At 71.4% G+C, this 12407-nt stretch carries 10 protein-coding genes; 6 read left to right on the plus strand and 4 right to left on the minus strand.

What is annotated here, in order from left to right:
• Nucleotides 1–16: 16 nt before the first annotated feature.
• The 3 genes from ACGF3J_RS15885 to ACGF3J_RS15895 all read left to right on the plus strand — a co-directional run bounded on the left by ACGF3J_RS15885 (nt 17) and on the right by ACGF3J_RS15895 (nt 3328).
• The gene (locus ACGF3J_RS15885) at nt 17–697 is read left to right on the plus strand and encodes an ATP-binding cassette domain-containing protein (protein WP_161327609.1); all 681 of its coding nucleotides are present in this window, start codon (nt 17–19) and stop codon (nt 695–697) included.
• A complete protein-coding gene (locus ACGF3J_RS15890; RefSeq protein WP_161327608.1) occupies nt 694–2175 on the plus strand; it encodes a glycosyltransferase family 39 protein in 1482 nt (493 codons plus the stop codon). Before ACGF3J_RS15885 ends, ACGF3J_RS15890 begins: the two co-directional genes overlap by 4 nt.
• Before the next feature lie 82 nt (nt 2176–2257).
• Nucleotides 2258–3328: an AI-2E family transporter gene (locus ACGF3J_RS15895; protein ID WP_161327607.1), complete on the plus strand. Its 1071-nt coding sequence runs from the start codon at nt 2258–2260 to the stop codon at nt 3326–3328.
• Here the strand turns inward: ACGF3J_RS15895 and ACGF3J_RS15900 are convergent.
• The gene (locus tag ACGF3J_RS15900) at nt 3274–5424 is read right to left on the minus strand and encodes a SpoIIE family protein phosphatase (protein WP_161327606.1); all 2151 of its coding nucleotides are present in this window, start codon (nt 5422–5424) and stop codon (nt 3274–3276) included. The two genes, ACGF3J_RS15895 and ACGF3J_RS15900, sit on opposite strands and share 55 nt — an antisense overlap.
• 161 nt (nt 5425–5585) lie before the next feature.
• Between ACGF3J_RS15900 and aspS the strand changes: the two genes are divergently transcribed.
• The 3 genes from aspS to ACGF3J_RS15915 all read left to right on the plus strand — a co-directional run bounded on the left by aspS (nt 5586) and on the right by ACGF3J_RS15915 (nt 8676).
• Nucleotides 5586–7349 (plus strand): aspartate--tRNA ligase, encoded by a 1764-nt coding sequence (gene aspS / locus ACGF3J_RS15905; RefSeq protein WP_161327605.1) that lies wholly within the window; start codon nt 5586–5588, stop codon nt 7347–7349.
• A gap of 254 nt (nt 7350–7603) precedes the next feature.
• Nucleotides 7604–8479, plus strand: a complete 876-nt coding sequence (locus tag ACGF3J_RS15910; RefSeq protein WP_161327604.1) for a helix-turn-helix transcriptional regulator — start codon at nt 7604–7606, stop codon at nt 8477–8479.
• Entirely contained in the window at nt 8476–8676 is a 201-nt protein-coding gene (locus ACGF3J_RS15915; RefSeq protein ID WP_161327603.1) for a DUF397 domain-containing protein, read from the plus strand. The genes ACGF3J_RS15910 and ACGF3J_RS15915 overlap by 4 nt, the downstream gene beginning before the upstream one ends.
• 9 nt (nt 8677–8685) lie before the next feature.
• On the opposite strand, the gene ACGF3J_RS15920 is transcribed toward ACGF3J_RS15915, so the two are convergent.
• From ACGF3J_RS15920 to ACGF3J_RS15930, 3 genes are all read right to left on the minus strand, one after another.
• A complete protein-coding gene (locus ACGF3J_RS15920; protein ID WP_064728890.1) occupies nt 8686–9051 on the minus strand; it encodes a PH domain-containing protein in 366 nt (121 codons plus the stop codon).
• Between the two features lie 96 nt (nt 9052–9147).
• Nucleotides 9148–10869, minus strand: coding sequence for a methionine--tRNA ligase (metG, locus tag ACGF3J_RS15925; RefSeq protein WP_161327602.1), 1722 nt, complete (start codon nt 10867–10869; stop codon nt 9148–9150).
• Between the two features lie 157 nt (nt 10870–11026).
• A complete protein-coding gene (locus ACGF3J_RS15930) occupies nt 11027–12394 on the minus strand; it encodes a VWA domain-containing protein (protein ID WP_161327601.1) in 1368 nt (455 codons plus the stop codon).
• Nucleotides 12395–12407 lie beyond the last annotated feature (13 nt).

Raw genomic sequence — 12407 nt, forward strand, 5'->3', positions numbered from 1 at the left:
CGGCAGGAGCACCCCTGTGATCGAGATCGTGAAACTGGCGAAGACCTTCGGCAGCCGCACCCTGTGGTCCGAAGTCACCGTCGACATCGACCGCGGCCGCATGCTGGCCCTCGTCGGCCCCAGCGGATCGGGCAAGTCGACCCTCCTCCACTGCCTCGGCCTCCTCGACCGGCCGACCGCGGGCGCGATACTCCACGACGGCGTCGACATCACCCGCTTCGGCAGGCAGGAGGCCCGGCGCTTCCGCCGCGACGTCCTCGGCCACCTCTTCCAGAACTACGCCCTGATCGACAACGCCACCGTCGCCGACAACCTGGAGGTCGCGCGCACGAAGCGGCGGGGCCGGCGGAACCGCACCGGCGTGAGTGTCGCGGGCGCCCTGGACCGCGTCGGCCTGGCGGGCCGGGAGCAGGAGAAGGTCCACCGGCTCAGCGGCGGGGAACAGCAGCGGGTGGCGCTCGCCCGGCTCATCGTCAAGGAACCCTCCCTGGTGCTCGCCGACGAGCCGACCGGCGCCCTCGACCACGCCAACGCCGACGTCGTCACCGACGTCCTGCGCGACATGAGCGACGCGGGATGCGCCGTGGTCATCGCCACGCACGACGACCGTGTCCGTGACCGGTGCGACTCCGTCTTCGCCGTCCACGAGAACACGCACCACCACCTTCGAGGTGCCGAACGGTCCGCTGCTTCATGAATCCCTGGAAAGCCGCCGCCGTGGCCTGTCTCCGGCGGCGCCCGCCGCTCTGGTCGATCCCGGTCGTGTGGACCCTCGCCCTCGGGCTGTGGGGGCTCTCCCGGCAGGACAGCGTGTGGCGGGACGAGGCCGCGACCTGGCAGGTGGCCCTTCGGCCGGCCGCCGACACCGTGCACATGCTGGGCCGGGTCGACGTCGTGCACGGTCTCTACTACCTGCTGATGCACGGGCTCTTCACCTGCTTCGGGCCGGGCACGACGACCCTGCGGCTGCCCTCCGTGCTGGCCACGGCGGTGGCGGCCGCCTGTGTCACGGTCATCGGGCACCGGCTGGCCGGAGTCCGGGCGGGCCTGGTCGGCGGGCTGGTCCTGGGGCTGGTCCCGGCCGTGCAGTTCTATCTGCAGGAGGGCCGCCCGTACGCCATGGTCACGGCCGGAGCGGCCATCTCGACGCTGCTGCTGGTGACGCTGCTCCAGGGCCGCGGCCGGACGCCGCACTGGGCTGCCTACGCCGCCGCGCTCCTGGCGTGCGGGCTGCTGAACTGGCTGTCGCTGCTGATCCTGCCCGCGCACGCGGCGACGCTGGTGTGGGCGCGGGCGACGCCGGCCGTCCTCAGACGCTGGGCGGCCGCCTCGGCGGTCGCCGTGGCCGGTGTGCTGCCGTTGATCCTCTTCAGTCGGCGCCAGTCCGGCCAGGTCTCCTGGATACCGCCGCTGACCTGGCACATGATGATCGGCCCCGCCGTCCTGCTGGCGATCGGCGCGCTCTGCGCCCTGCCGAGCCGGCCGAGGGCGGGACGGCCGTCGGTGGCAGCCGTCGGACTGCCGCTGCTGGCGGTGCCGCAGCTCGCCCTGGCCGCGCTCTCCCTGGTCCGTCCCCTGTTCCTGGACCGCTACGTCCTGTTCAGCATGCTCGGTCTGGCCCTGCTGATCGGGGCGGGCCTGAACGCCGCCGCCGCGGCCCTCGCGGCACGCTCCCCCGGAGCGTCGTCCTGGCTCGTGCCCGTGGTGGTCACCGCCGCCGTGGTCGCGCTGCTGCCGCAGGCACTGGCCAAGCGGTCCCCGGCCAGCAGGGTCGACGACGTCCTCGCGGCGGCGGCGGACGTACGCAGGGTGAAGCGGCCCGGCGACGCGGTGGTCTTCATACCGGCGGCCCGCCGCGACACCGCGCTGGTCTCCCCCGACGCCTTCGCGGGAGTGCGGGACGTCGCGCTGCGGGAGACACCCGTGGAGTCCGGGACGCTGAAGGGCGAGGAGGCCGACCCGGCCCGCATACGGTCCGCGATGCTGGCGCAGCGGCGCATCCTGCTGGTCACCGACGCGCCCGGCGTGGCCCGCCCGCCGTCGGCGCGGCGGGACCAGGCGAAGACCGCGGTGCTGGAGGAGTACTTCACCGTGGTGGGCGACGAGCAGGTCCGCGGACGGCGGCTGACCGTGTACGAGCGGCTTCGGCCGGCGGGCGCGCGCCCGCCGGCCTGAGGAGCGACCGGTCCTGACGCCGTGTCACCCGGGCGGGGCGTCCGCGCAGGACAGCCCGCCCGGGGCGTGATCGGCTGGGGACGTGCACCTGCTCCCCGGCCCGGTCCGCCGGCTCGCCGCCTGGTGCGCCGTCATCCTGCTCGCCAGCGGTGTCGCCTACGTCGCGATCCGGCTCTGCGTCGAGCTGCGCACGGCGGTGACACCGGCACTGCTCGCGCTGCTCGGCACCGCCCTGCTCAGACCGCTGCACAAGCGGCTGGTGAAGGCCCACGTGCAGCGCTCGCTGGCGGCCGCGCTGACCTGCGTCGCCGTCGTCGCCGTGGTCGGCGGCGCGATGTACATCGTGGTGTCCGCGCTCATCGAGACCGGCGACCAGATCGTCGACTCGGTCCGGAACGCGGCGCGCGACATCGCCGACCACTTCGGGGCGGCGGGCACCTCGCTGGAGGACATGGCGTCCAACGCCCGCGAGCTGCTGGGCAAGTTCGGCGGCACGGCCGCCTCGGGCGTGGTGACCGGGCTCAGCGTGGTCGGCGAGATGATCGCCGTGGCGGTGCTCGCCCTGCTGCTGGTCTTCTTCTTCCTGCGCGACTCCGACCGGGCCGTCGGCACGGTGCGCGCCCTCGCCCCGCCCGGTGCCGCCGACACCGTCGAGGCGATGGGCCGGCGCGCCTTCGGGGCCGTCGAGGGCTTCATGCGCGGCACCACCCTGATCGCCCTCATCGACGCGCTCTGCATCACCGTCGGGCTGCTGATCCTGCGCGTCCCCGGCGCGGTGGGGCTCGGCGCGCTGGTCTTCGTCGGCGCCTACATCCCGTACCTGGGGGCGTTCATCTCCGGCACCGTCGCCGTGCTGGTCGCGCTGGCGGACCGGGGGTTCGTCATCGCGCTCTGGGCGCTCGGGGTGGTCCTGGCCGTGCAGGTGCTGGAGGGGCACGTGCTCCAGCCGATGATCCAGAGCCGGACCGTGCAGATGCACCCGGCGGTCGTGCTGCTGGCGCTGACCGCGGGGGCGTCGGTGGCCGGCATCCTCGGGATGCTCCTCGCCGTGCCGCTGACCGCGGCGGCGTTCGGGATCGTCCACGAGCTGCAGAAGCGCTACGCCGCCGCCGAATCGTCGGCGGGGCCGTCCGCCGGGCCCGCGGACTCGTAGAGCTCGTACCAGATGCTCTTGCCCTTGCCGCGCGGGGCGACGCCCCAGGCGTCGGCGAGCAGCTCGATCAGCATCAGGCCGCGTCCCGAGGAGGCCATCTCCCCCGGGCGGCGTTTGTGCGGCAGATCGTCGCCGTTGTCGGTGACCTCCACCCGGATCCGCCGCTCGCCGGGCTCGCCGGCCACCTCGGCGACCAGCAGGGCGTCGGTGTCGGTGTGCACCAGGACGTTCGTCAGCATCTCGGAGAGCAGCAGCACCGCCGCGTCCTGCTGGTCCTCGTCGGGCCAGTCGTGCAGCAGGTCGCGCAGGTGCTGCCGGGCGGTGGCGATGCGGGCGGGCTCGGCCTGCGCGACCGAGAGCATGGCGCGGCGCACCGTCGGCCGGGCCACCGTGCTGTCGCCGCAGCCGCAGCCCTCGCCCTGCCGGCACAGCAGCAGCAGGGCGATGTCGTCCTCCCGCCGGTCGGCCAGCGGGCCGGTGGTGTGGTGCGAGGAGGGGCCGTGCACGGCCTGGACCAGTGCGTCGGCGAGTTCCTCCAGGCCGCCCTCGTGGTCCTCCAGGACCACGCGCAGGCGGTGCCAGCCGGTCTGGAGGTCGTGCCCGCCGGTCTCGACCAGGCCGTCCGTGCACAGCATCAGGGTGTCTCCGGGCTCCAGGGCGAGCCGGGTGGTCGGGTAGTCGGTGTCCGGGTCGATGCCGAGGGGCAGCCCGCCCGCCGTGGCGAGGATCAGCGCCGTCCCGTCCGCCATGCGCACGACCGGGTCCAGGTGTCCGGCGCGGGCGCTCTCCACGGTGCCGGTCGCGGGGTCGACCTCGGCGTAGTAGCAGGTCGCGAAGCGCATGTCGCCGGGGTCCTCGTCGGACCGGGTCAGACCGTGGAAGAAGTGCGAGGCGCGGGAGAGCACCGCGTCCGGGCGGTGGCCCTCGGAGGCGTAGGCGCGCAGCGCGATGCGCAGCTGGCCCATCAGCGCGGCCGCCCGCACGTCGTGCCCCTGTACGTCGCCGATGACGATGGCGAAGCGCTCGCCGGGCAGCGGGATCATGTCGTACCAGTCGCCGCCGACCTGGAGTCCGCCGCCGGTGGGGACGTAGCGGGCGGCGATGTCCATGCCGGGGATGTCCGGGCCCAGCGCGGGCAGCATGGAGCGCTGGACCCCGTCGGTCAGCTCCCGCTGGGTCTCGGCGGCGCCCGCCCGGGTCAGGGCCTGCGCGAGCATCCGCGCCACGGTGGTCAGCACGGACCGCTCGTCCGGGGTGAACGTGACCGGGTACGCGAAGGCCGCCAGCCAGGCGCCCATGGTGCGGCCGGCCACCGTCAGCGGCAGGTAGGCCCAGGAGCGGCGGCCGAAGCGCTCGGCGAGATGCCAGGTCGTGGGGTAGCGGGAGCGGTACTGCTGGGGCGAGGAGAGGTAGACGGCCCGGCCGGTGCGGGCCACCTCGGCGGCCGGGTAGTCGGTGTCCAGGGACATGTCCACGAACGGGTTGACCTCGGGCTCGGGCTGCCCGTGGTGGCCGATGACGGTGAGGCGGTCGCCGGAGACCCCGAAGACCGCGAGCCCGTCCGGTGTGAACCCCGGCATCGACAGGGCCGCGGCGACCCGCAGCACCTCCTCCGTGGAGCGTGCCTCGGCCAGGGCGCGGCCCGCGTCCAGCAGGAACGCCTCGCGCGAGCGGCGCCAGTCCCCGGTGACCGCGCTGCGCCCCGCGCGGCTGCCGGGGGTGGGCTCGGTGACCTCCTGGAGGGTGCCGGTCAGCTCGTACGCCTTGCGCACCGGGTCGAAGGAGGGCTTGGAGCGGCTGCGGACCACCCGGACGACATGGCCCCGCTCGTCCATGATCCGGATCCGGACCTCGGCGAGGGTGCCCTCCGCGACGGCGAGCTGGATCACACCGGTGATCTCGTTCCAGTCGACCGGATGCAGCCGGGACCGTACCTGCGCCTCGGTGAGGGTCACCTGCTGCGCGGACAGCCCCAGCAGGCGGGCGGCCACCGCGTCGACCGTGACCTCACCCGTGGCGGTGTCCCAGTGCCACAGGCCGGTCGCCAGGGCGGCGAGGACGTCCCCCACCTCGGGCAGGGGCTCACCAGTGCGCATGGGCCCACTGTAAGAAGAGGTGTTCGCCCGCTGCCACCGCTCGCGGCGGGGCCCCGGCGGCCAAAGGGGAGGAGGGCAGCCTTGGGTGCCCGGTACGCTGGGGTTGTTTCACGTGAAACGCGAAACACCATCCCCGATCCGCGAAGGCTGGATGAACGACGATGCATCGGTACAGGTCCCACACCTGCGGCGAGCTCCGCTCCTCTGACGTCGGTACCGACGTCCGGCTGAGTGGCTGGCTGCACAATCGGCGCGACCTGGGCGGCATCCTCTTCATCGATCTGCGCGATCACCACGGCATCACGCAGCTCGTCGCCCGTCCGGGCACCGAGGCGTACGAGGCGCTGGACAAGCTGACCAAGGAATCGACCGTTCGGGTCGACGGCAAGGTCGTTTCCCGCGGTGCCGACAACATCAACCCCGACCTGCCCACCGGCGAGGTCGAGGTCGAGGTCGGCGAGGTCGAGCTGCTCGGCGCCGCCCAGCCGCTGCCCTTCACGATCAACACCGAGGACGGGGTCAACGAGGAGCGGCGGCTGGAGTACCGCTTCCTCGACCTGCGCCGCGAGCGCATGCACCGCAACATCATGCTGCGTACGTCGGTGATCTCCTCGATCCGCAGCAAGATGGTGACCCTCGGCTTCAACGAGATGGCGACGCCGATCCTCACCGCGACCTCCCCCGAGGGCGCCCGCGACTTCGTCGTCCCCTCCCGCCTCCACGCAGGCCGCTTCTACGCCCTGCCGCAGGCCCCGCAGCAGTTCAAGCAGCTGCTGATGATCTCCGGTTTCGACCGGTACTTCCAGATCGCGCCCTGCTTCCGCGACGAGGACGCCCGCGCGGACCGCTCGCCGGGCGAGTTCTACCAGCTCGACGTCGAGATGAGCTTCGTCGAGCAGGAGGACGTCTTCCGTCCGATCGAGCGGCTGATGACGGAGCTGTTCGAGGAGTTCGGCAACGGCCGCCACGTGACCTCGCCGTTCCCGCGCATCCCGTTCCGCGAGGCGATGCTGAAGTACGGCTCCGACAAGCCGGACCTGCGCGCCCAGCTGGAGCTGGTCGACATCACCGACGTCTTCGAGGGCTCGGAGTTCAAGGCCTTCGCCGGTAAGCACGTCCGCGCGCTGCCGGTGCCGGACGTCTCCGGCCAGCCGCGCAAGTTCTTCGACCAGCTCGGTGACTACGCGGTGGAGCAGGGCGCCAAGGGCCTGGCCTGGGTCCGCGTCGCCGAGGACGGCTCGCTGACCGGCCCGATCGCGAAGTTCCTCACCGAGGCGAACGTCGCCGAGCTGACCAAGCGCCTCTCGCTGGCCGCCGGGCACGCGGTGTTCTTCGGCGCGGGTGAGTTCGACGAGGTCTCCAAGATCATGGGCGCGGTCCGCGTCGAGGCCGCCAAGCGCGCCGGGCACTTCGAGGAGAACGTCTTCCGGTTCTGCTGGATCGTCGACTTCCCGATGTTCGAGAAGGACGAGGAGACGGGCAGGATCGACTTCTCCCACAACCCGTTCTCGATGCCGCAGGGCGGCATGGACGCGCTGGAGAACCAGGACCCGCTGGACATCCTGGCCTGGCAGTACGACATCGTCTGCAACGGCGTGGAGCTGTCCTCGGGCGCGATCCGGAACCACGAGCCGGAGATCATGCTCAAGGCCTTCGGCATCGCGGGCTACGAGGCGGAGACCGTCGAGCGCGAGTTCGCCGGCATGCTGCGCGCCTTGCGCTTCGGCGCCCCGCCGCACGGTGGCATCGCCCCGGGCGTGGACCGCATCGTGATGCTGCTGGCCGACGAGCCCAACATCCGCGAGACCATCGCCTTCCCGCTCAACGGCAACGCCCAGGACCTGATGATGGGCGCCCCGACGGAGCTGGACGAGTCCCGGCTGAGGGAGCTGCACCTGACGGTGCGCAAGCCGCAGCCGAAGTAGGCGGCGACCGTCTTACCGGCGAAGGGCCCGGAACCGTGTGTCGGTTCCGGGCCCTTGGCCGTTGTCATGGGTGGGTTCTTTCTCTCCAGTGAGTAGTTCATAGGGGCGCAGGTCGGACCGGAGCTTGAAGCGTCAGGTTGCGGTGGCTTCGGGGGCGGGCCGGGTGTGATCTGTCCGGTCGTGTCCAGGCTTGTCGGGGCGTCGTTGACGGGTAGGGCGTGGCTGGTACGGGGCGGTACGACGGAGGGGCGCGCATGTCGGTGGACGGCGAGGTTCGGCAGCTCAGGACCGAGGCTGACGAGCCGGGGTGGGAGGTCGACCCGGACGACGAGTGGGGCGTGGCGGTGATCGCCACGGTGGGGCGGCAGTTGAAGCTGCGGCGCGAGGCCGTGGGGATGCGGGCAGGCGACTTCGGCAGGGCCGTGGGGTACGGCGAGGACCTCGTCTACAAGATCGAGGGCGGGAAGCGGATTCCCCGGCCCGAGTACCTGGAGCGGGCGGACGAGGTGCTGGGGGCGGGCGGGCTGCTCGCGGCGATGCGGGAGGACGTGGCCAAGGTCCGGTACCCGAAGAAGGTGCGGGATCTTGCGCAGATGGAGGCGCGGGCGGTCGAGATCGGAGTGTACGAGAACAGCAACGTCGCGGGACTGTTGCAGACCGAAGGGCACATGCGGGCACTGTTCGGCGCGTGGCTTCCCGCCTACTCGGACGAGGAGACCGAGCGCATGGTGGCCGCACGCATGGCTCGCCGCGCGATCTTCGATCGGTCACCCGCGCCGACGCTCACCTTCGTCCAGGAAGAGTCGACGCTCCGGCGGCCGGTTGGGGGCAGAATGGTGTGGCGTCGACAGCTCGAACGCCTGCTTGAGCTGGGGGAGTTGCGGAACGTGTCGATCCAGGTGATGCCGACGGACGTCGAGGACCACTTCGGCACGGGCGGGCTCATCGAGGAGCTGAAGTTCCCGGAAGGCACGGCCGTGGGCCGCTCCGAGGGCGCGTTCAACGGCCGCCCCGTGAGCGACCCGAAGCAGATCCGCATCCTTGACCTGCGCTATAGCATGATCCGGGCCCAGGCGCTCACGCCCCGGGAATCGCGGGCGTTCATCGAGCAGATGCTTGGAGAGACATGAGCACCAGGGACGACTCCACGCTGACGTGGTTCAAGAGCAGCTACAGCAGCAGCGGCGACGGCAACTCCTGCGTCGAGATCGCCCTCACACCCCGCACCACCCACGTCCGCGACTCCAAGTACCGCGACGCCGGGCCGCGCCTCGCGCTCGGCGCCGACGCCTGGGCGGACTTCGTGGCGTACGCCTCCGGGAGCTGACCTCCTCGGCTACCGGGCCACGAACTGGGTCAGGATGGCCTGGACCTCGTAGATGTCGACGCCCTTGGTGAAGGTCTTCTGGATGGGGACCTGGGAGCCGGAGAGCCAGATCTTCAGTTCCGCGTCGAGGTCGAAGGTGCCGGCCGTCTCGACCGCGAAGTGCGTGATGCTGCGGTACGGGACCGAGTGGTACTCCGTCTTCTTGCCGGTGATGCCCTGCTTGTCGATCAGGATCAGGCGCCGGTCGGTGAACAGGATCGTGTCGCGGATCAGCAGGTACGCGGCGTACACCTGCTCTCCCTGGCCGAGCAGGCGCGCGTACTCCTGCTGGGCCTGGGCCGGGTCGATGCTGTGGGCGTTGCCGAACAGTGCCATGGACTGGTCCCCCTCGTGATCCTCGCGGTGCGCTCGGTGTAACGGACGCAGGAGGGCCCGGGAGCGGTTGCTCCCGGGCCCTCCCGTGTGGCGCTGCTACGCGGGCTGCGGCTCGCCGCCGAAGCGCTCCTTGTACGCGTCCAGGTCGTCGTCCGTCAGCTTGGCGAAGAGGACCGGGGGGACCGTGAAGGGGGTGCCGGCCGCCACCGTCGTCAGGGCGCGGGCCTCGTCGGGGGTGATCCAGGTCGCCGTGTCCTGCTCCAGGGAGAAGGCCTGGCGCATGGCCGCGGCGGTGCCCGGGATGAACGGCTCCGAGACCACCGCGTACAGGTGGATCAGGTTCATCGCCGTGCGGAGGGTGAGCGCGGCACCGTCCTTGTCGGTCTTGATCTCCAGCCAGGGGGCCTTCTCCTCCAGGTAGGAGTTGCCGGCCGACCACAGGGCGCGCAGGGCCGCGGCGGCCTTGCGGAACTGGAGCGCCTCCATCTGCGCCTCGTACTCCGCGAGGAGCGTGGCGATCTCAGTGCCGAGCCGGGTCTCCGCCTCACCGGGCTCGCCGCCGGCCGGGACCGCCTCGCCGAAGCGCTTCTTCGAGAAGGACAGCACGCGGTTGACGAAGTTGCCGAGCGTGTCCGCGAGGTCCTTGTTGACCGTGGCGGTGAAGTGCTCCCAGGTGAACGACGAGTCGTCGGACTCCGGGGCGTTGGCGATGAGGAAGTACCGCCAGTAGTCGGCCGGGAGGATGTCCAGGGCCTGGTCGGTGAAGACGCCGCGCTTCTGGGACGTGGAGAACTTGCCGCCGTAGTACGTCAGCCAGTTGAACGCCTTGACGTAGTCGACCTTCTTCCACGGCTCGCGGACGCCCAGCTCGGTGGCCGGGAACATCACCGTGTGGAACGGGACGTTGTCCTTGGCCATGAACTCCGTGTAGCGGACGGTGTCGTCGGCGTCGTACCACCAGGACTTCCAGTCCCGGTTCTCCGGGTCCTGGTCCGCCCACTCCTTCGTCGCCCCGATGTACTCGATCGGCGCGTCGAACCACACGTAGAAGACCTTGCCCTCGGCCGCCAGGTCCGGCCAGGTGTCGGCCGGGACGGGGACGCCCCAGTCCAGGTCGCGGGTGATCGCGCGGTCGTGCAGGCCCTCGTTCAGCCACTTGCGGGCGATGGACGCGGCCAGCTGCGGCCACTCCTCCTCGTGGCGGGCCACCCACTCCTCGACCTCGTGCTGGAGCTTGGACTGGAGGAGGAAGAGGTGCTTGGTCTCGCGGACCTCCAGGTCCGTGGAGCCGGAGATCGCGGAGCGCGGCTCGATCAGGTCGGTGGGGTCGAGGACCCTGGTGCAGTTCTCGCACTGGTCGCCGCGGGCCTTGTCGTAGCCGCAGTGGGGGCAGGTGCCCTCCACGTAGCGGTCCGGGAGGAAGCGGCCGTCGGCCGGGCTGTACACCTGGCGGATCGCGCGCTCCTCGATGAACCCGTTCTCGTTGAGCCTGCGGGCGAAGTGCTGGGTGATCTCGACATTCTGCGGCGAGGAGCTGCGGCCGAAGTAGTCGAAGGCGAGGGCGAAGCCGTCGTAGACCGCCTTCTGGGCGTCGTGCGCGGACGCGCAGAACTCGGCGACGGGCACGCCCTGCTCCTTCGCGGCCAGCTCGGCGGGGGTGCCGTGCTCGTCGGTCGCGCAGATGTAGAGGACCTCGTGGCCGCGCTGGCGCAGGTACCGGGCGTAGACGTCGGCCGGGAGCATGGACCCCACCATGTTGCCCAGGTGCTTGATCCCGTTGATGTACGGAAGGGCGCTGGTGATGAGGTGTCGAGCCATCGCGGGCTGCTCCCAAGTCGCTACGTGGAGTGACGATCACGTGTTTCCGGTCGTCCGTGGAACCTTGAAATCGTAGCCGACACGGGTTGGGCCGCCCCCTTCCGTTTCAGTGAGTGGAAGGGAGCGGCCCGGGTGCTGCGGGTGAGGTGCGCTGTCGCTACGGGCGCCAGCTGGCCAGTACGCCCTCGTACAGCTCCTCGTCGGTCAGCTCCTTCGGGGTCTCGCCGGCGAGGAAGTGCGACGTGTTGCCCGTCTTGAGCTTGCGGAGGTATTCGAAGGCCTTGTTCTCCGGGTCGCCGAAGGCGACGAAGGAGAAGTGGACGTTCGGGTGGTTCTTGGCGGCGTCCGTGAGGGACTGGGTGGCCGGGGTCTTGGCGTCCGGGGCGCCGTCGGTCTGGAAGACCACCAGGGCGGGGGTGCCGGGGGCTTCCTTCTCGTGGTGGGCGAGGACTGCCTCGACGGCGGCGTGGTAGCTGGTGCGGCCCATGCGGCCGAGCGCTGCGTGCAGCTCGTCGATCTTGTTCTCGTGGTCGGTGAGGGTGAGGTCGCCGGTGCCGTCCAGCTCCGTGGAGAAGAACGTGACGTGGACCGTGGCCTCGGGGTCGAGGTGGGCGGCGAGGGCGAGGGTCTGCTCGGCCAGGGCCTGGGCGGAGCCGTCCTTGTAGTACGGGCGCATGGAGGCGGAGCGGTCGAGGACGAGGTGGACCTTGGCGCGGGTGCCGGTGAGGTCGTGGGTCTTGAGGGTGGTGGCGGCGGCCTTGTAGGCGGTGGTGAGGGCGGGGGCGCGGGATCGGAGGCGGGCGGGTGTGGTCGCCGGCTTCGGGGTCGCGTCGGCCTGCGGCTCCGGGTGCGTGGTCTCCTCGGCGGGGGCCTCCGGCTCCGGGTGCGTGGTCTCCTCGGCTTCGCCTTCGGAGTCCTTGTTCCCACCCGCACCACCCGTGCGGCTTTCGTTGTCGGGTGCGGGTGGCCCCTGTGGGGCGTCCTCGTCGTCGGCGGCTGCGGGCTGGGGGGCCTCCGCCTTCTCCTTCGGCTCTGCCTTCGCCTCCGGCTCGGGCTTCGCCTCGACCTTCGGCTCGGGCTTCGCCTCGGCCTCCGCCTTCGGCTTCGGTTCGGGCTTTGCGTGCGGCTCGGGCTTCGGCTCGGCCTCCGCCTTCGGTTCCGGTTCGGGATCGGGCTTCGGCTCGGCCTTCGCCTTCGGCTCCGGTTCGGGATCGGGCTTCGGCTCCGGGGTCGTCTCTGCCTCTGGGGCCGGGGTCGGTTCCGCGGACGGCTTCGGGACGTTGACGTTGGTGAAGGCGGCCTTGACGAGGTCGTGTTCGTCAGGGGTGGATTCCGAGCGGGGCTCGGGGACCTGGGTGGACTCCGGCTGGGCCGGGGTCTCCGGGGGTGCGGTGGGCTGGGACGGGAGCTTCGGCTCCGGCGCGGTGACCGGCGGTGCCGTCTCCTGCGTCGCACCCTCCGCAGGGGCGGTCTGTTCCTTGCGTGACCGGCCGAACGCGTTCCGCAGGAGAGTGAGAATGCCCATGTGCGCAACCCTT

It is taken from the genome of Streptomyces sp. NPDC048171 (genome assembly GCF_043202655.1).
Classification (GTDB): domain Bacteria; phylum Actinomycetota; class Actinomycetes; order Streptomycetales; family Streptomycetaceae; genus Streptomyces.